At 54.1% G+C, this 18,800-nt stretch carries 23 protein-coding genes; 11 read left to right on the plus strand and 12 right to left on the minus strand.

The genetic code is table 11. The annotated features are described in order from the left end of the window. The first annotated feature begins 33 nt into the window (after positions 1-33). On the plus strand, positions 34-1,332 hold the full coding sequence (locus tag WCX19_RS08060) for a LamG domain-containing protein (protein ID WP_373006942.1): 1,299 nt from the start codon (positions 34-36) through the stop codon (positions 1,330-1,332). A 67-nt stretch (positions 1,333-1,399) separates the two neighbouring features. Here WCX19_RS08060 and WCX19_RS08065 read toward each other — a convergent pair whose 3' ends face one another. After that, positions 1,400-1,903, minus strand: coding sequence for a rubrerythrin family protein (locus tag WCX19_RS08065; protein ID WP_373006944.1), 504 nt, complete (start codon positions 1,901-1,903; stop codon positions 1,400-1,402). A gap of 178 nt (positions 1,904-2,081) precedes the next feature. Between WCX19_RS08065 and radC the strand changes: the two genes are divergently transcribed. Then, positions 2,082-2,744, plus strand: coding sequence for a DNA repair protein RadC (radC, locus tag WCX19_RS08070; protein ID WP_373006946.1), 663 nt, complete (start codon positions 2,082-2,084; stop codon positions 2,742-2,744). A gap of 133 nt (positions 2,745-2,877) precedes the next feature. Here radC and WCX19_RS08075 read toward each other — a convergent pair whose 3' ends face one another. Then, on the minus strand, positions 2,878-3,495 hold the full coding sequence (locus tag WCX19_RS08075) for a flavodoxin family protein (protein WP_373006948.1): 618 nt from the start codon (positions 3,493-3,495) through the stop codon (positions 2,878-2,880). A gap of 132 nt (positions 3,496-3,627) precedes the next feature. On the opposite strand from WCX19_RS08075, the gene WCX19_RS08080 reads away from it, so the two are divergent. The 6 genes from WCX19_RS08080 to WCX19_RS08105 all read left to right on the plus strand — a co-directional run bounded on the left by WCX19_RS08080 (position 3,628) and on the right by WCX19_RS08105 (position 6,837). Then, on the plus strand, positions 3,628-3,867 hold the full coding sequence (locus WCX19_RS08080) for a hypothetical protein (RefSeq protein WP_373006950.1): 240 nt from the start codon (positions 3,628-3,630) through the stop codon (positions 3,865-3,867). A gap of 134 nt (positions 3,868-4,001) precedes the next feature. Next, entirely contained in the window at positions 4,002-4,127 is a 126-nt protein-coding gene (locus WCX19_RS08085) for a desulfoferrodoxin FeS4 iron-binding domain-containing protein (protein ID WP_373006952.1), read from the plus strand. Between the two features lie 6 nt (positions 4,128-4,133). Continuing rightward, positions 4,134-4,526, plus strand: coding sequence for a carboxymuconolactone decarboxylase family protein (locus WCX19_RS08090; protein ID WP_373006954.1), 393 nt, complete (start codon positions 4,134-4,136; stop codon positions 4,524-4,526). Between the two features lie 15 nt (positions 4,527-4,541). Further along, entirely contained in the window at positions 4,542-5,186 is a 645-nt protein-coding gene (locus WCX19_RS08095) for a peroxiredoxin (protein WP_373006956.1), read from the plus strand. Positions 5,187-5,602: 416 nt separating this feature from the next. Further along, positions 5,603-6,229 carry a flavodoxin family protein gene (locus WCX19_RS08100; RefSeq protein ID WP_373006958.1) on the plus strand — a complete coding sequence of 209 codons (627 nt, stop codon included), beginning with the start codon at positions 5,603-5,605 and terminating at the stop codon, positions 6,227-6,229. Beyond that, positions 6,226-6,837, plus strand: a complete 612-nt coding sequence (locus tag WCX19_RS08105; RefSeq protein ID WP_373006960.1) for a flavodoxin family protein — start codon at positions 6,226-6,228, stop codon at positions 6,835-6,837. Before WCX19_RS08100 ends, WCX19_RS08105 begins: the two co-directional genes overlap by 4 nt. A gap of 58 nt (positions 6,838-6,895) precedes the next feature. On the opposite strand, the gene WCX19_RS08110 is transcribed toward WCX19_RS08105, so the two are convergent. From WCX19_RS08110 to WCX19_RS08120, 3 genes are all read right to left on the minus strand, one after another. Beyond that, entirely contained in the window at positions 6,896-7,102 is a 207-nt protein-coding gene (locus tag WCX19_RS08110) for a hypothetical protein (protein ID WP_373006962.1), read from the minus strand. A 32-nt stretch (positions 7,103-7,134) separates the two neighbouring features. Continuing rightward, the gene (locus WCX19_RS08115; protein WP_373006963.1) at positions 7,135-7,770 is read right to left on the minus strand and encodes a hypothetical protein; all 636 of its coding nucleotides are present in this window, start codon (positions 7,768-7,770) and stop codon (positions 7,135-7,137) included. 453 nt (positions 7,771-8,223) lie between these two features. Next, entirely contained in the window at positions 8,224-8,886 is a 663-nt protein-coding gene (locus tag WCX19_RS08120; protein ID WP_373006965.1) for a peptidase M50, read from the minus strand. Positions 8,887-8,994: 108 nt separating this feature from the next. Between WCX19_RS08120 and WCX19_RS08125 the strand changes: the two genes are divergently transcribed. Further along, positions 8,995-9,294 (plus strand): chorismate mutase, encoded by a 300-nt coding sequence (locus WCX19_RS08125; RefSeq protein ID WP_373006967.1) that lies wholly within the window; start codon positions 8,995-8,997, stop codon positions 9,292-9,294. A gap of 147 nt (positions 9,295-9,441) precedes the next feature. On the opposite strand, the gene WCX19_RS08130 is transcribed toward WCX19_RS08125, so the two are convergent. The 7 genes from WCX19_RS08130 to WCX19_RS08160 all read right to left on the minus strand — a co-directional run bounded on the left by WCX19_RS08130 (position 9,442) and on the right by WCX19_RS08160 (position 15,992). Continuing rightward, positions 9,442-10,242, minus strand: coding sequence for an EFR1 family ferrodoxin (locus WCX19_RS08130; protein ID WP_373006969.1), 801 nt, complete (start codon positions 10,240-10,242; stop codon positions 9,442-9,444). 121 nt (positions 10,243-10,363) lie between these two features. Then, positions 10,364-11,230, minus strand: coding sequence for a cytochrome c biogenesis CcdA family protein (locus WCX19_RS08135; RefSeq protein WP_373006971.1), 867 nt, complete (start codon positions 11,228-11,230; stop codon positions 10,364-10,366). A gap of 185 nt (positions 11,231-11,415) precedes the next feature. Further along, on the minus strand, positions 11,416-11,853 hold the full coding sequence (locus WCX19_RS08140) for a thioredoxin family protein (protein ID WP_373006973.1): 438 nt from the start codon (positions 11,851-11,853) through the stop codon (positions 11,416-11,418). Between the two features lie 73 nt (positions 11,854-11,926). Then, entirely contained in the window at positions 11,927-12,799 is an 873-nt protein-coding gene (argB, locus tag WCX19_RS08145) for an acetylglutamate kinase (protein ID WP_373007017.1), read from the minus strand. Then, positions 12,799-13,956 carry a bifunctional ornithine acetyltransferase/N-acetylglutamate synthase gene (gene argJ / locus WCX19_RS08150; RefSeq protein ID WP_373006975.1) on the minus strand — a complete coding sequence of 386 codons (1,158 nt, stop codon included), beginning with the start codon at positions 13,954-13,956 and terminating at the stop codon, positions 12,799-12,801. The genes argB and argJ overlap by 1 nt, the downstream gene beginning before the upstream one ends. 11 nt (positions 13,957-13,967) lie before the next feature. Further along, positions 13,968-14,954 carry an N-acetyl-gamma-glutamyl-phosphate reductase gene (argC, locus tag WCX19_RS08155; protein WP_373006977.1) on the minus strand — a complete coding sequence of 329 codons (987 nt, stop codon included), beginning with the start codon at positions 14,952-14,954 and terminating at the stop codon, positions 13,968-13,970. Positions 14,955-15,080: 126 nt separating this feature from the next. Then, positions 15,081-15,992: an ADP-ribosylglycohydrolase family protein gene (locus WCX19_RS08160; protein WP_373006979.1), complete on the minus strand. Its 912-nt coding sequence runs from the start codon at positions 15,990-15,992 to the stop codon at positions 15,081-15,083. Positions 15,993-16,212: 220 nt separating this feature from the next. Here WCX19_RS08160 and acs point away from each other — a divergent pair, with 220 nt between their 5' ends. Together acs and WCX19_RS08170 are read left to right on the plus strand one after the other, a co-directional pair. Next, positions 16,213-18,111 (plus strand): acetate--CoA ligase, encoded by a 1,899-nt coding sequence (gene acs, locus WCX19_RS08165; protein ID WP_373006981.1) that lies wholly within the window; start codon positions 16,213-16,215, stop codon positions 18,109-18,111. 71 nt (positions 18,112-18,182) lie between these two features. Further along, entirely contained in the window at positions 18,183-18,776 is a 594-nt protein-coding gene (locus WCX19_RS08170; protein ID WP_373006983.1) for an acetate uptake transporter, read from the plus strand. The last annotated feature ends 24 nt before the right edge of the window (positions 18,777-18,800 follow it).

The raw sequence follows: 18,800 nt of genomic DNA on the forward strand, positions 1-18,800 counted from the left end.
GCCCTAATACACCCTTCATACAGGTACAGTACCATGCACACGTACGCCGGCCGTAAACACTGCTGGGAAATTATTTTGGGGATTGTATTTGTGGTACTGCTCAGTACCTCTGTCGCCGCCGCAGCATCAGTCACAACCCCGGTTTCCGATGCTCCGGTGGTCTATCTCAACTTCAACGAGGGAAGTGGCACTCTCGCCCTTGACGCATCCGGGCACGGAAACACCGGAACAATCCACGGCAACGCAGTCCGGGTTGAGAACAGCGGATGTGTGAAAGCGTTGGTACTGGACGGAAATGCAAATTATGTATCCATTCCGTACACATCCCTGAACCATCCTGCCGATGCCATCACGGCCTCTCTCTGGTTCTACGTGGACGATACGACACCGCAGACGCTGCTCTCTGCGTATTATAATGATGGGGGGTACCGGCTCGGGTTCGCTGACGGAGACGATCTCTGGTGGACGATTAATCTTGACAGGACCGGTGAAGTGTCCGTGTCCGTCCCGCACGAAAGTATTGTTCCCGGACAATGGCACCACGTGGCCGGCACCTATGACGGCCTGACCTCAAAAATCTATCTTGATGGCATTCTCCGCAACCAGGTAAATGCAACCGGCACAATCCACTACACAGATCCCAATTCTGTCCAGGTCGGCGCTGATGCAGGGCCGGCAGAGACGCCCGGTAAAAACGCTCCTCACTATCTAATCGGTGGAATCGACGAAGTCAGGATCTACAACCGGGCGCTCACCTACGGGGCGATCATGGATGACCGGTTCCAGTGTACTGTTGCCCCGGGAACAGGCATCCTGTCACTTGCCAACAACACGGCACCTGCCATTCTTCCCTCGGGCACACTCACGCTCGGTACCGGAGAGACTGCCACAACGGATCTGACCTTTTCAAACCGGAGCAAAGAGGGGATCTGGCATATTTTTGTTCCTCCCGGCTCGCAGCTGACCGTGCGTGCCACGGATGACTATCCAAAAACCTATCCCGACGAATGGTACGTGGAACTCAAAGACCAGGATACCCGGATCACCCGGGCGGTCGCTTTCCCGGCAACGAACAACGCTCCGGTCACCGGCACCATTGCATCGGGCAATGCCACGGTGCTCGTGCACTACTTCGGCGGCCCGGCCCGGTTCCCGGCGGGTGTAAGCCTCACGTTCACCTGCACGGAACAAAAGACCACAAACCCGGTATCGTCATTGCCAAAGGTAATCCTCGAATACCCGATCATCATGATCTACTCCGCATCATGGGCGACACTGATTGCTCTTATAGTGGTCATCGTCTGGGCCCATAAGCGGCGCAGCAAACCATAAACATCTGACGCCATTACCTGATGCGGGGTGGCGGGTGCGGATACACGAAGCAGTATATAAAAAAAAGTTAAAGGGTAATTTCCCGGAACTGTTTTCCGAATACCCCGCAGATTGGGCACTTGTCAGGGGCCTTTCCAATCTCGATGTTGCCGCAGACCGGGCAAAGGTAGATCGTTTCCCTGCCGAGATCGTGACCGGCTTTAAGCGCCGCAAGCGCCTTTTTGTACAGGCCTGCATGCACTTCCTCGGCCTTCATGGCAAGGGTAAACGCAAGCACCGCATCGCTCTTCTTCTCGGCTTCAGCCTCCTTGACAAAAGCGGGATACATGGAGGTATACTCGTGGGTCTCGCCTTCGATACTGCCTTCGAGGTTCTTATCGGTGGCGTTGATTGCCCCGAGCACTTTTAAGAGTTTCTTTGCGTGTATGGCCTCGGCCTCTGATGCTGCCTTGTAAAGAGTGGCAATATTTTTGAACCCCTCAGCAGCGGCTTTTTCCGAAAACGCAAGATACTTCCGGTTTGCCTGCGATTCCCCGGCAAATGCGTCCATTGCATTCTTTTGGGTTGTCATACGGGAAGGTATAGTCCGAGTGTTACTTATAGATTCTTCATGAGGCATAACCGTGCACAGACTGGTCCGGAGCCCGGCATTTGCCGGAATAAATGAAAGAAGTTTTAGATGCGGGAAAACCACGCATACGTATGCATGAACAGGTGCCTGCCCGCGTATTTTTGTCCCGGGTCATATCATGAAAAAAATGAAAGATGTCCCCAAGCATGACCGCCCGAGGGAAAAAATCGCAATAAAAGGCGTGGCTGCACTCACCGACACCGAACTCATCGAGGCCATTCTCGGAAGAGGTGTGATAAACCGGGATGTCCGGACGATCGCCCGGGATATTGCGGCGATGTTCTGCGATCATACCCGGGAGATCCGGTATGAAGACGTGCTGGCCATCGGAGGTATCGGGCCGACAAAAGCCGCCCAGATCATGGCCTGCCTTGAACTCGGGCGCCGCAGGTACGAACCAACCGGCGCCATAACGATCAAAAAGCCAGAGGATATCCTGCCGCTCGTAGGCACCTACCGGGAAAAACCACAGGAATATTTCATCTGTATCAGTCTTACCGGGGCTGGTGAAGTGATCAGCAACCGTGTTGTCACGATCGGTATTCTCAACCACAGCCTTGTCCACCCCCGCGAGGTATTTGTCGGGGCGATCACCGACCGGGCGGCATCGGTTATCTGCGTGCACAACCACCCGTCAGGATCGCTTGAAGCAAGCGCACAGGACATCGCGGTCACCCGGCAACTTCAGGAGGCAGGGGTCCTGCTTGGGATCCAGTTACTCGACCATATCATCATCACAAAGACCGGATTTTCCAGCATGAAAGAGAAAGGGCTGGTATAATCTGTGGGTCAAAAGACCGGCGGCCCGGAAAGAGTAATAATCTCTGATGTACCGTAGCGGTATCCTTATCGGTCAATTTTTTGGTCCGCCGGGTCCCCTTTACAGGATGGAGTGGACGAAATCTGACATCAATTCATTCATTCTCCGGGGACGGCCCGGGTACAGCAAGCGACGTTCCCAGGGCAAATCCTTTTTTGTACGCCGCATCGAGCAGATCCGGCCGCGTCCTGATATCCTTGATCCGGTCCATGCCGTTTATCAGGAGCTCATCATGGTACTGGCAGTCGATGATATCAAAAAAAGCCCTGACGGTCAGTTTTGCCCCGACAAACACTTCCGGTATATCCATACCGGAGATGGAGATGAAAAGACCATTCCGCCCCGCCATTTTCGCCGGAGAAACCAGTGGCTTTTTCCGGTGGTACTTGGCCATAAAAAAAACCTGGAACCGGTCTATGAACGATTTGAGGGTACCGGGAATTCCCATCGTCATCACCGGAGTAGCAAGGATCAAGCTGTCCATGTCTGCAAATTTCGGGAAGATCTGCTGCATGTCATCGTCAAGGATGCAGGTCTCATGATCCCGGCAGAAAAACATCTCCTGGCAGGACTGAAACTCTAAGCAGGTCACCGGGATGAGCTCCACTTCGCAGCCGGCGTCCCTGGCACCCTGCATCGCCCGTGTCAGCAGTTGTGCGGTATTGCCTTCAGGGAGCGGGCTGCCTAAAAGCCCGATGATCTTTTTTACCATACCAGCATTGGGGAAAAAAACGCAATATAGCTTTCGCATTCTTAAAAAAAGGACGACAGAAACGTCCGCTGGCGACGGGCACGGGTGTACGAACACAACTGATATATATTATTGACATAGAAGGGAAGTCTGGTGATAAATCTGACCGAACAAAAGACGTATACGGCAGGCCAGAAGGTCGGGCCGGGAAAGTACGTGTGTATTGACTGCGGCAAGGAGTACACTCTCGACAAGAGCGAGCAGGATCTCCGCAAATGCCCGGCCTGTTCCTGTGAGGAGTACCAGTGTTTCCCGATGACCCACATCCGCCCGGACATCAAGACTCCTGAAGATGCAAAGAATCCGCCCAGACGCGGTAAGAGTTTCCAGTAATTTCTTATTTTTCCGGCAACGGTACTGCCAGTTATGAATGCCCGGGAGGCCCGTTGGGGAATTTTCGGGGCCTGTTTGCGAAAAAAGCACGTGCATGTGGATCAACCCGTTTAACGAAAGGATGAATTGAGAGTATGGTGAACGTATCCGCGGAAGGGCAGGTCTTCAAGTGCGAGATCTGCGGGAATGTTGTGATCGTGAAAGAAGCCGGCGGCGGAGAACTGATCTGCTGCGGGGAACCCATGAATTTGGAAGAGTGAATGAGTATGGTAGTAAAGAAGCCTGTTACAAAGAAACCTGTAGTAAGGAAAGGTACCGAAAAAGAACTCAAAAGCCTTGGAAAGAAGATCGGAAAAGTGCCCAAGTTCTTCAAGGAACTGACGGTAAACGACCCCGGGATGTACAACCTCGTTATCAAACTGGAAGATCACATCTGGGATGATGGCAAGCTCACCAGGAAGACCAAGAAGCTGATCGCGATTGCGATTGCAGCGGCACTCCGCGACCAGCACGCGGTCCATGCCCAGCTGATAGGGGCGGCAAATCTCGGTGTCACAAAAGCCGAGGTGGAAGAGGCGCTCCGGGTCACATTCCTCCTGTCGGGCATGCCGGCCTATGTCTATGGCAAGGCCCAGCTTGATGAAGTGATGAAGAAGTAACCAAAGGCTGCTGGAATGACGGAAGAAGCATGCATAAGTTTTCCGGTGCTGGGTGAACCTGCGCCGGACTTTGAAGCGGAGACCACGCAGGGCCCGATCAAACTCTCTGACCTGAAAGGGAAATGGGTGGTGCTGTTTTCGCATCCCGCCGATTTTACCCCGGTCTGTACAACGGAGTTCATGGCGTTTGCCGCGATTCACGATGAACTTGCGGCGCTCAACGTGAAACTCATCGGGTTATCGGTTGACAGCGTGTCGGCGCACCTTGCCTGGGTGAGAAACATCAGGGAAAAGATGGGTGTTGCCATCCCGTTCCCGGTCATTGCCGACCTCAACATGAAAGTGGCAAAGAAGTACGGCATGATCCACCCGGCGCAGAGCTCGACGGCCGCCGTAAGGTGCGTGTTCTTCATCGATGACAAGGGCATCATGCGGGCGATGATCTACTATCCGCTGCAGAATGGCCGGTTCATGCCAGAGATAATCCGGCTTGTTAAAGCGCTCCAGACGACCGACAAGTACAAGGTTTCGACGCCTGCGAACTGGCAGCCGGGTGACAAGGTGGTCGTGGCGCCGCCAAAGACCGCAGCCGAGATGGAGAAGCGTTTGAGCGAAGGGTACGAGTGCAAGGACTGGTATCTCTGTTTTAAGAGCGTATGACCGGGCCGGAAGTACCGTTCCGGACTCCCGTTTTTGATTTTTTTTAAGATTTTTGTTGATGCACCATTACCGTACATCTGCTGCGGGATTTCCGGAAAACAAAAATAACCGGTAAGGGGTCGCACCCTCATGTGAGGTGACCCCCCGGGGGGTCCCTCGCCCCTTTCATGAAAAATGACCGGCCCCTTCTTTTTTTTCGGAGGGGTACCCCCACCCCCCTCCGGCCCGGCTTCCCGTCGTGAACTGTGAGAATTTTGTCACATGTACATGTGATAATCAAGTTTACATCTGATAATCAGATGTACATCTCACTACGGTTTTTGCGGCTTGATCGCTGATGCACACGAAAAGGGAGGAAACCGTACCCGCGGTACCGCATCCAATGATTTTTGTGCCACCATCGCCAAGCATCATCTATGCCCGTAAAAGTCCTCGCGTTTGCCGGAAGCCCGCGCCGGCACGGCAATTCGGAGACCCTGCTTGACTGGACGCTCGCATCCATGGCAGAAGAACCGGGCGTGACTGTTGAGAAGGTCCCGCTCACCGAGGCAAACATTAACCCTTGCCGGGGGTGCAACGCGTGCGAGAAACTCAACAAGTGCATCCAGCGCGACGGGATGGACACGTACCACGACAAGATTATCGAAGCGGACTGCATTGTCCTCTCCTCCCCTATCTTCTGCATGGGCCTTGCCTCGCAGGTAAAGATGCTCGTGGACCGGGCGCAGGTCTTCCGGTCCCGGAAATATGTGCTCAAACTTCCGGTTGTTCCCCCGGAGCGGATCGGGAAACGCATGGGTGTCTTCCTCGCGACGGCCGGGCAGACATGGCCGCATGTCTTTGACGCGGCGGTGCCCTCGGTCAAGTGCTTTTACCACGTGATCGACATAAAGGACGCAGACATCCGCTACCTGATGGTAAACGGCGTGGATGAAAAAGGAGCGATCGAACGTCACCCCACAGCCCGAAAAGATGCGGAGGCTCTCGGGAAAGCGGTTATTACCGAACTCAAAGTCCGGCTGGGTGCAGGAGCCGGAAAATGACCGTCACGGTCCTTGGGATATCCGGCAGCCCGCGCCGGCACGGGAACACCGAGACGCTTCTTGACAGTTTCCTTGACGGGGCCCGGGCAGCGGGGGCAATCGTGGAGAAAGTGGTGCTCAACGATCTCAATTACTCCCCCTGTCGGGGTTGCAATGCCTGTCACAAGACCGGCAAATGTATCGTAAACGACGATGCCCCGGGCCTCTTTGACCGGATCCTTGCCGCCGACTGCGTCGCGGTCGCCTCCCCCATCTACAGTATGGGAATCACCGCCCAGCTCAAAGGGTTTATCGACCGGGCGCAGTATCTCTGGGCACGAAAATTTATCCTCAAAACACTGGAATTCTCCGAAGACCACATCAAACAACATAAGGGTGTCTTCATTTCGACCGCCGGGCAGAACCAGGCACACGTGTTCGACAGCGCTTTTCCGGCGATCACGGCCCTCTTCCACGGTACGGGGTTTGACTATTCTGAAAATATTGTTGCGAACAACATGGATATGTACAACGGGATCAAAAACCATCCAACCGCGTTAAAAGAGGCATACGAAAAGGGCGTGAAGGTCGTGCGGGATATGGAAAAACTGAAAAACCCGGGGCCGTGAATGGCATAACTTTTTTAAAGAAACTCAAAGTAATGGGATCAATAATTAAATTTAATCCTTAATGTCCTCCTCGTAATAGGAATTGATGCCCTAAATCTTGATTTATCTGGTTAGGATTAGTTTTTTTGTTCAATCGTTTAATTTCAGCTTCCAATTTTGCGATCTTTCCTTCTAATGTCTTAATTTTTGTTTCACATTCATCAAGTCTCTTAACATACTTCTCTAACGCATCTAGTCGGTCTTCCAATTCAAGAATTCTTGTCATAAATACCCTCCAATTCTGAAAATATATGATAATTATTGATTTTTGTACATTTCCTTATCAATAATAAAAATTTCCGGTCCTATTTTTTTTCCGAGAGAATTTTCATAATTAATTATTATTTGAAATTTTGGGATATTCTCAGGGAAAAAGAACCGTTCACAATTGCCATCGAGATCGGCACCACACAATTTCATTCGTTGTCTTTGTTGGGGCCCCAATATTGAAATTCCGGTTTTAATTAACGAATGTGAATTAAAATCTCCATCTAATATACGTAAATCAGACGGAATAATTTTAAAAACAATATTTCGAGCAACTCCGGGCCCAACATTTTCAATATTTAAATAAATAAAACCGGTATTGCCATCAGGAATGAGTGATGAATATGCAATAACGCAGGGTGATGATTGCGCATCAAAGAGAGCTTGATTTGTTTTGACCAACTTTTGAGTCAATAATACGTAAGCCAGTGTGACAACAACTAGTAAGAAACTCGGAATTGACATAAGGACTAACTGAAGGCTATCTTTGCTAGAATTTTGAATTATTAACATGATACAAAGAAAAATGTAGAATGTCATTGAAAGACAAAATCCCCAGAAAAAATTTAACTCCGATTCGGCGAGTAACCCCTCAATTTTCTTAATCATTTTTTCAAGAAATCGCAAAATCATTCCTCTAAAGTATAACTCTCTTGTTAAACCTTTAATATATTATTTTTTCTCTAGACATAATTCACCCCAAGTAAATTATTAAGATTTTTTATTGATTTATGAGATCTTTTTCTTTAACCAATTCGTTTTTTTTAAATCTCTTTGTGGAATCTCGTATGATTTCCTCATCCAGTAGGTTCCCGAAGCTGCCAAATGATATGGTCTTCACCGCTAGCGTTCAGGCAGTCACAGTGGGGGAACGGGTCGCAGTGCGATGCACTCGGTATTACCTGTCAGAAAAATCTCACAAGTATTGCCTACAGGTAATACAGCACTATCGTAAATGGGGGATGCCACAGAGGCGGGGGTGGAGCCTCAAAGAGCGTTTTTTATGCTCCCCTCGCGGGAGTTCTACAAAGCACAATTTTTAATTAATTGATAGTAAGAGGTATTTTTTTCATAAAAAAGTTAGATCGTTACGAGATAGAACGATCCCACAAGGACACCAAACGCGGCGACGATCAGGATCACAAAGATCGCCGGGTTCCACGCGAGCACTTTCCTGCCGTCAAGCACACTGACCGGCAACATGTTGAACGCCGCAAGCATCGCGTTGACCTGAAGCCCAATGATCCCGACAAGGGTGAAGATGTTTGCTCCAAAACCCGAGGATATACCCCCGTAGAGGAGCAGCCCGGCAAACGGGATACAGAGGATCAGGTTCGTGATCGGTCCGGCAGCCGAGATCTTCCCCGTCTCCTCCCGGCTGATCTGCCTGCCATCGGCCCGCATGTTGTAGATCATCGTCGCACCCGGGGCTGCAAACACGACACCCACAAGGGAGGCCAGGGCAACTGCGACAAGGAGCATCATATTGTCTTTCCGGAACTCGGCCCAGTACCCGTATTTTATCGCGGTAAACTTGTGCGCCATTTCGTGGAGGATGAATCCGAAAAAGACCACGATAAGCGACATCCCAAAGTAGACAAGAGCGGTAAAGGCACTGACACGGCCGGAATTAAAGTTCAGAAACCCGCCGGGCGAGATAAAGATAATCGCAAATGAGATGGATATAGCAATCCACGCGACAAAGAGGTCAGCTTCCTCGCGCCGGGTAATTCGTTCGAGCATGAGACCACCGGATCAGATAGGGTGTGTTGAGTCATATCTGTTTTCGTGTCCGACACCACGCGGCGCTGTCATCACGTTTATCCCTTTTTCCGGCAATTGTACTTTTGTATGACGATTGAAGAGGTCCGTGCGCAGATTACCCAGATCGACGAGGAGATCATCCACCTCATCGCACAACGGCAGAACCTGGCCAAAAAAGTCGCAGCAGTCAAGCAGACAGAAGGGATACCGGTCCACGACAACCAGCGGAAAACGGATGTGCTGGAGTACGTGATGAAACTCGCAAAGGCAAATCATATCGATCCTGTCCCGGTAAAAACCATCTTTGAGACGTTGATCTCGATGAACGAGAAAGAACAGCGTGCGACAATGGGTAAATCCGTCCCGCCAAAAAGAATAGTCCGATAATTTTCATTCTTTTTTTGCAGTTACTGATGTTTTTTTGTGAAAACACACGCTCGCGGATGCAGGCGGGATCCGGATCCCACCCGCCAGGGATTTCAGATGCCCACGCCCCGGTTGTCGCATCAGCGTCCGGGCACACCGATGGCGGCCTTAAGGATTGCCCTGATTTTTTGCTTTCATATCGGCAATGGTGATCTCCGGGTTCCGGTACCGCGGCCGCCCGGTCGTGTTTTTACCTGCCTGTATTGCCTGTGCCGGGCAGAGATGGATGCACCCTAAACAGAGTTCGCACCGGTCCTTCCAGACCGGCCGACCCTCCACGATGTCGATATTTTTCGCCGGGCAGATCTCTGCACAGGTCCCGCAGGACGTGCAGGCGTCAGTAACCGTAAATTCCCGTGCCTTCCTGTGGGCATGGGAGACAAACCACGGGTAGGCTGCCGCATGGATGAGCGCACCGATGAGCGACCAGGGGAGTTTATGGTGTTCGCACCGTCCGATGGCCGGGATTATCTCTCCCAGCAGGTTGTCGGCCGCTGCAAAGATCTCCTCCTGTTTTTTCCCGGACGGGGGATCGTACATGAGGATATAGTTCCCGGGCATCTTCACCAAATAGCCGGCGTCGAGGCCACGCTTGTTCTGTTTCCTGATAAGGGTGTCCAGCTGCCGGAGCGTCGGCTCGCTCCCGCTCCCGCCAAAGGTGACAACCCCAAAGGTATAACCGGCGCGGGAACGATCGAGCCGGCCGGCAAACTCTGCCACCATCAGGGGCAGGCCCAGAAAGTATACCGGGCAGACAAATCCCATCCGGTCTGCAACCGGGGCAATCGTTTGGGAATCTTTCAGCGATGCTACCGGAATTACTTCGCAGTCCTCCAGTGCAGCAGCGATCTTCTGTGCAATGGCAAGCGAATTGCCGGTGCCGGTAAAATAATAGATCACGTTTTTCATGGACGCCCTGTCCCCCTATCGGGATTAATAAAGAAGTCATCCACCCCGGGATGCTTAATAGGATCTGTTGCACCTGAACGGGAAATCCATCCGGTGCACCAGTACTCCTTTTGTGCACCCGCTAGTGGAACGAGGGGACCAGCAGGATCACAAGGCCCACAGCCACCATCGCAAGGCCAATGGCAAACCTGAGCATCCGCCGGTTCTCGAGCCGCCAGGTATTGACCCGCTCCGGGGGTAGCCCGAAGACGACCACCAGCAGGACCACGATCAGCGGCAGGATAAAGATAAGGTTGAACAGGAGCAGGTAGGGAATGCCCTCTGCAAGAGTCGTGGTGCTGCTCACAAGGCCGAGGATCGTGAGATACAGCCCGCCGGCGCAAGGCAGTTCGAAGATCCCGACAAGGACGCCAAGGACAAACGCTGCAGGAAGTGTCGCGGTCCTGATGTACCGCTCAAGCACCGGCTTCTTTGACACCGGGATGGCAAGGAGGAACCCCTCCTTTCGTACCGCAGCGTCGACGATATTTACCAGGCCCAGCACGATCGCTATTGCCGCCGCTGCTGTTGCAATAAGGGACGAGATCCCCGTTGCCGAGTTGTTGATAAAGGAGAGGAAGCCGAGGCCCGCGATGAAATAAAACAAAAAGACCGCGGCGATAAAGGTGATCCCGACCATCAGGACCTGCCGGCGGGTCTGGAGCGCGATGATCGAGAGGAGCAGGATGATCAGAACAGCAAGGCCGCAGGGATTGATGCTCGCGATCCCGGCGCACACGATCACAAGGGGCACGGTCAGGGACGAGACCGTCCCGGGGCAGTTCGCCGTTACTGTGCCATTTGCCGTTGCATTCCGGGTGGGGGAGGCAAGTTCCTGCCGGATTGCCGCGTCCAGCCGGTCCCGGATCTGGTCTTCGCCCACAAGTGCCACGTTCCCGATAATTATCGTGGGCACCCCGGGCGAGTCAATGCCAAGGGCCTTGTCCATGGCAAAGAACCGGGCCTGGCTCGTTGTGTTATGGTAGACCTCCAGCTGCGCGAGATCAAGCGACGGGTACTTTGAGGAGGTCTCCTCGACAAAGGGCTTTACGGCATCGCAATGGCTGCACCCGTCGCCATAGAAAAAGTATGCGGTGAGGGGAGTGTTAAAAGAAGAGGGGACCGGCGTTATGCTTATGGTGCCGGATTCACCTTTTTTTTTTCAATGGCCTGCACGTAGGCTTCGAGTTTCTGGGGGATCTCGACTTCCCCGACAAGAACTACTTTCCCGACAACGATCTCGGGGACACCGGAGGGAGATGTGATGCCGGCCGCCGCATTTACCGAGGTATAGATCTGCTGGTTGGTCTGGTTATGCCAGATCTCAAGTTTCTGGATCTCGACATCGGGATATTTCTTCGAGAGGTTATCGATGAAGGGTTCGATTTTCTTGCAGTGCGGGCACTCCTCGCCATAGAAGAAAAACACGGTGCTGCCATCACCGATATCTACGGCAACGGCAGTGGTCGGGGTGGTCGTCGCGGTACCCGAAGAGGTTACGAGAATAACGGCAACCGTGGCAGCGGCGATTATGGCAAACACGGCAATAAAAATCTTGATGATCCTGTCCATCCGGTGACACCTGTATCCTTTGTGATTGCGGGATTTGTCTCTAGTGGAGTGTTGACCCGTCCGGCAAAAAAACCTACTGGAGGGAGATCATCGTCCCTACGCCATCGTGGGTGAAGAGCTCGAGGATCAGGTTGTGCTCGACGTTCCCGTTGATGATGTGGGAGTACTTGACCCCGTTCTCGACCGCTTTTATGACCGAGGTCACTTTCGGAATCATGCCCTCGCCAATCGCACCTGAAGTGAGAAGATCGCGGGCTTCATTGATCGTGAGCCTGCGGAAGACATGGGTTCGTTTCGCGTCCATGACACCATCGACATCGGTCATGTTGATCAGCTTGTAGGCCTTGAGCGCCACGGCAATATCCCCGGCAGCGGTGTCTGCGTTGATGTTGAGGCTGCCCCCGAACCGGTCGATGGCAATGGGTGAAATCACCGGGATGTACCCCTGATCGAGGAGGGTGTTGAGGAGCGACGGATCGATCCATTCGATCTCCCCGACATGCCCGAGGTCCACTTCCTGTTCCACACCCTTTACATTGACCTTCTGGAGATCCAGCTTCTTTGCGATGATGATGTTGCCATCGCTTCCCGAGAGCCCGACACCCTTTGCGCCGCATTTGGCAATCAGGGAGATGATGCCCTTGTTGATCTTTCCGACGAGCACCATCTGGGCGATCTCCAGCGTCTCCTGATCGGTGACCCGGAGCCCGCCGACAAAGACCGACTCTTTCCCGAGCGCCTTCATCTTCTCGGTGATCTCCGGCCCGCCTCCATGGACGAGCACGACACGGATCCCGACGTAGTGGAGCAGCACCGCGTCCCGGATCGCATTTTCAAGGACAACCGGGTCGACCATCGCGTGGCCGCCCAGTTTGATGACGATCGTCTTGCCGTGGAACTGCTGGATATAGGGGAGGGCCTCCATGAGGACGTCCTCGCGCTTCATCATGTCGTGTACCTCCCGTTGATCTCAACGTACTTCTCGGTGAGGTCGCAGCCCCACGCGGTGGCTTCTTCCTTTCCCGCTCCAAGGTCAAGAATAAAGATGACCTCTTTCCCGTGCATCGCGGCTTTTGCCTTCGCGAGATCGGCGATGATCTCGCCGGATTTCACGAGCGGGTACTTGTTCTTCCCGTCGCTGATCCAGAGCGAGACCGCGTTCGGGTCAAATTTCACGCCGGCCCGGCCTGCTGCCGCCACGACACGCCCCCAGTTGGGATCTTCGCCATAGACCGCGGTCTTCACGAGCGGGGATTCGATAATGACCTTTGCAACTTTTGCGGCTGCGGACTCTTTGGGAGCGCCCTTTACGGTGACTTCGAGGAGCTTTGTTGCCCCTTCGCCATCGGCTGCGATCTGCCGGGCAAGGATGCGGCAGCACTCTTCAAGCGCGACCGAGAACTCTTTCTCGTTTGCCTTTCCCGCTTCCCCGGTTGCCGTGCAGAGCGCAATGTCGTTCGTGCTTGTATCGCCATCGACAACGACCCTGTTGAACGTCCGCTGTGCAGCGAGTTTGAGCGCAGCCTTGAGCGGTTTTGCCTCGATCTCGGCATCAGTGTAGATGAACGAGAGCATGGTGCCCATGTTGGGCGCAATCATGCCGCTTCCCTTCGCAATCGCCCCGATGGTGAAGCCTTCCCGCTGTACCAGCGCATGCTTGGGCTTTGTATCGGTCGTCATGATCGCCTTTTCGGCAAGATCCTCCGCTTCGGGCGTTGCTTTGAGATTGAGCGCGACCCCGGCACACTGGCGCCGGATGAGCGGGAGATCGAGGTACCGGCCGATGACCCCGGTGCTTGCAACGCCGATGGTGTTTGCCTCAAGGCCGAGCGCTGACCCGGCGTACTCGGTCATCTCCACCGCGTCATTGTACCCCCGTTTCCCGGTGTACGCATTCGCGCAGCCGCTGTTCGCGATGACGGCCTCGAGTTTTCCGGCCTTAATCTGTTTGCGCATCAGCTCGATGGGAGCGGCCCGCGCAAGGTTCTCGGTGAAGACACCGGCAGCGGTCCCGCTTGCCCGGATCAGGGCGAGCCCGAACTTTCCTTCCTTTATCCCGTTCGCGGTAACTCCCCTGACCGCACAGATGCTCTTATATTCCATGGTATTCCTCCTTACGGCAGCATCCCGGCAGCCACAAGGCCGTCGGTTTCCTTAAAGCCGCACATGATATTCATATTCTGGATTGCCTGGCCGCTTGCACCTTTCACCAGATTGTCAATCGCTGAAGCCACAACGACCCGCAGGCCTTCGCTCTCGACCATCAGGTCGCAGAAGTTGCTCCCCCGGACGGCAGAGAGCATCGGCTTCTGATACCGGACGAAAAATTCGTCCTTGTAGAAGTCCTGGTACAGCTTCTCGACCTCTTTTGTCTCCATGGGTTCATCGAGCAGGATATGGGCGGTGGTGAGGATCCCCCGGTTCACCGGGACGAGGTGAGGGGTGAAGTAGACCTTCGCCTTTGACCCGAGTTTTGAGAGTTCCTGTTTCATCTCCGCGAGATGGCGGTGGCTGGTCCACTTGTACGGGCTGATATTGTCCCCGACATTGGGATAATGCGTTGTCGCAGACGGGTTGTCCCCGGCCCCGCTTACTCCGGTCTTTGAATCGAAGATCACGGTATGGGCATACTTTGCGAGGGGGGCCGCGGCAAGGGTCGCCCCGGTGGGGAAACACCCGGGATTTGAGACAAACTTTGCGTTGACACAGTCCTTCCGGTGCAGCTCGGGGATGCCGTACGGGGCGGGGAAATAATCCGTGTGCGGGACGCCGTACACCTTCTCAAACGTCTCTTTTGGAAGGCGGTAGTCGGCACTCAGGTCGACAACCCTGATGCCCCGCGAGAGGAGTTTTCCTGCGATGGACATGGCCGCGGTATGCGGAACCGCGAGGAATGCCACATCTGCATCGATGGCATCCGGTGCCAGGTTCTCAAATTTGAGATTCGTGAATCCTTTGAGATGGGGATGGATCTGATCGAGAGGTGTCCCTGCCAGTTTGCGGGAGGTGGCGCAGACAACCTCCGCAGAAGAATGGTGGACCAGGAGGCGGACCAGCTCGCCACCGGCATACCCGGAAGCCCCGACAATCGCAACTTTCATACAGGAGTGTATTTTTTTTTGAAAACTTAACCCTTTGCGGGGAGGAGATGCAAAGATTCCGGTTATAAGCAAAAAGAGAGCAAAATTAAGCGTTTTAACCCGGATTTCCGGGTGCCCCGCAGGGGATCAGGTTTCGAGTTTCCGGGTGTAAATATCGAAGATCCGCTGGGCGAGGATCTCGATCCGCTGCCGGTCTTCCAGACTCTCCAGCAGGTCGGCCGGGATGGCATCGCGGCCCTTGCTCGCCCCGAGGTATGCCCCGCAGAGAAAACCGATCGTATCGGTGTTCCCGCCAACATGGGCAGCTACGGTCAGGAGGTCGGCAGGGCGCTCGTACCTTTTGATTAAGAAAAATGCGATGGGAAGCGTCTGGTACAGCGAGACATCGTTGCCGATCCTGAGGACTGCGGTATCGGTTTCCGTCCCCTCCGCTTCCAGTTTGAGGGCGTTATGGATCTTGCTGCCCAGAACATCATCCTCATTCTGCGCCTGCTGCAGGGCTTTGTCTACCGGGTCGGGGCTCTCATGGATCGCGTAATACAACAGCGTGATAAACGTGGAGACCGCGGCGTGGGCTGCCGGGTGGGTATGGGTCACCGAGCAGGCCCGGACCGCCCGCTCGGTACCTTCATGGATATCGGGGTAGGCTAGGGCAAACGGGAGGGCGGGGGGCAGGCACCCGGCAGTCGTGGACTTCACGCCGCACGCAAGAATTTTTTCGGAAAACATATGATCGCAGGCGGCAGATACCGAGCCATCCGGGAACCGGAGTACTTCTCTCGCGTAAAGTTCCTTTAAGGCAAGCCCGTACCGTTCGTCCGTGTACTTCCCGTCAGCAAGCAGCGTTGCCACGAGGATCATGGTCTGGGTATCGTCCGTGTACTGGCCGGCGGCAAGACGGTTATTGGGGTGCCCCTTGTATGCCCTGCGGTACCCGTATTTCATCTTGGAAAGACCGGGCATCGTGCTCTCGTTTGGCATGCCAAGGGCATCACCCACAGCCGCACCGAGCATGCATCCCTTCATTCTGACCAGCATTAATACAATATTGAAAGACTCCGATAGATAATGATTCTTGTATTTTCATATTTTGACAAATTTGCCCGTAAATTGCGGGATTTAATTTATTTCTGCAGTATCGGGTGACAGGAGAGAGATTTTTATATATACAGATAAATTCACTGTCCGGGTATATCCCCGGATCACTAAAATTTATATAACAATTTAACATGATTAATAGTGTAAAATTTGGGGAGAGATGAACGAAGACTTTGATGTCAAACTGGTGGAGAACGCGAAGTACTATACGCCGGATGCGGAGTACAAGCGTGCCTCATGGATAGGAGACTACCAGAGAACCTACGAGAGGTTCCTGTCCGATCCCGATGCGTTCTGGGGGGAGGTGGCAAAAGATCTCGAATGGATCCGGCCATGGGATCAGATCTGCGAATGGAAGTATCCCTATGCCAGGTGGTTCCTGAACGCTCAGCTTAACATTACCGCCAACTGCCTTGACCGCCATGTGACCGGCGACCGCCGGAACAAAGTGGCCCTGATTTGGCGGGGAGAGGAGGGAAAGGAGCGGGTATATTCGTACCAGCGCCTGCTGGGCGAGGTCATGAAATTTGCAAACGGCCTTAAAAATCTCGGCGTGAAAAAAGGCGACCGGGTCTGTATCTACATGCCCATGGTGCCTGAGCAGCTCATCGCGATGCTCGCCTGTGCCCGGATCGGGGCCGTCCATTCCGTCGTCTTTGCCGGATTCGGGACCACCGCGCTGAACATGCGGATCAAGGATGCGGAGGCAAAAGTGGTGATCACCGCAGATATCTCGATCCGGCGCGGCAAGGCAATTCCCCTGATCACTATCGTAAAAGAGGCCATCGACAATGCACCCTCCGTGGAACACATCGTAATGTACCGGAGGCGCAGGGAGCCCCCGGTTGAACTCCGCCCGGGAAGGGAGCATGATTTCTACGGGATCATGGAGGGCGTACCGGCATACTGTCCTGCCGAAGTGATGGACGCAGAAGATCCGCTGTTCATTCTCTATACGAGCGGATCAACCGGCACACCCAAGGGTGTCGTCCATACCTGCGGCGGTTACATGGTCGGTACGTACTATACCACGAAGATGGTCTTTGACCTCAAGGAGCGGGACATCTACTGGTGCACGGCAGACCCCGGCTGGATCACCGGCCACAGTTATATCGTGTACGGCCCGCTCGCGGTCGGGGCAACGGTGTTTATCACGGAGATTACCCCGGACTACCCGGACGCCGGCAGCTGGTGGAAGCTGATCGAGGAGCAGCAGATCTCGGTGTTCTACACGGCACCGACTGCGATCCGGACCTTCATGAAAGTCGGGGAGGCGTGGCCGGACCGGTACAACCTCAGCTCTCTGCGTATCATCGGGTCTGTCGGCGAGCCGCTCAACCCGGAGGCATTCGAATGGTACTACCGGGTGATCGGGAAGAGCAGGTGCCCGATCGTGGATACCTGGTGGCAGACCGAGACCGGTATGCAGATCATCACCACGATGGCCGGCGAACCGATGCGTCCCGGTTTCGTGGGCAAGGCAATCCCCGGCGTCGAAGTGGATGTCGTGGACAAGGACGGGAAGCCGGTAATTCCGGGCACCGGTGGATTCCTTGTGATCAAAAAGCCGTGGCCATCGATGCTGCGTACGGTGTACAAGAACGACGAGCGGTACCGGAAATACTGGGAGACGATTGAAGGGTGCTATGCCGCCGGTGACCTTGCGGTCAAGGGAACGGACGGGTACATCATGGTGATCGGCCGGGCCGATGACATCATCATCGTCTCCGGCCACAACATCGGGACAGCAGAAGTGGAGAGTGCCCTTGTCTCCCACCATGCGGTGGCAGAATCTGCGGTGATCGGGAAACCCGACGCCATCAGGGGGAATTCCATCAAGGCCTTCGTCATCCTTCGTGTCGGCAACTCGCCAAGCCAGAAACTGACACAGGACCTCATGTATCACGTCCGCATGACAATCGGGCCCATCGCAGTCCCGCACGAGATTGAGTTTGTCGACAAGCTCCCGAAGACCCGCAGCGGCAAGATCATGCGCCGGGTCTTGAAGGCAAAAGAACTGGGTCTGGACCTCGGAGATGTCTCGACACTCGATGAATAAAGGGTGCAGAATACCGGTAACGACAGATGAATGAAAAATGGTGAGAAAAACCACAAACCAGAGAGTATACCATGCAGAATGAAACGCCACAACAGGTGACTACCGTCAAAAATCTGGACATAACGGCAAACCCGGCGCCCCTCGGCCTTGTCGGGTTCGGTATGACGACCGTGCTCTTAAACCTGCACAATGCGGGATTCTTTGCACTGGGTTCCATGATCCTCGCCATGGGGATCTTCTACGGGGGCCTCGCGCAGATCATTGCTGGCATCGAGGAGTGGAAGAAGAACAACACGTTCGGGGCGACCGCGTTTACCTCCTACGGGTTGTTCTGGCTGACACTGGTTGCCCTTCTGGTGCTCCCGAAAATGGGCCTTGCAGATGTACCGGACAAAACCGCGATGGCCGCGTACCTTGCCATGTGGGGGATCTTCACGCTCGTCATGTTCATCGGAACCCTGAAAGCGAACCGGGCGCTCCAGCTGGTGTTTGGGACGCTTACGATCCTGTTCTTCCTGCTCGCCCTCGGGGATGTGACCGGCAACGGGACGATCACGGTGATCGCAGGATACGAGGGGATCCTCTGCGGATTCTTGGCGATCTACGCAGGTCTCGCTCAGGTCTTGAACGAGATGTATAAAAAGACCATCGCGCCCCTCGGGTAATGCCTGTCACATCCTTCTTTTTTT

The sequence above is a fragment of the Methanoregula sp. genome (assembly GCF_041663825.1).
GTDB lineage: Archaea > Halobacteriota > Methanomicrobia > Methanomicrobiales > Methanospirillaceae > Methanoregula.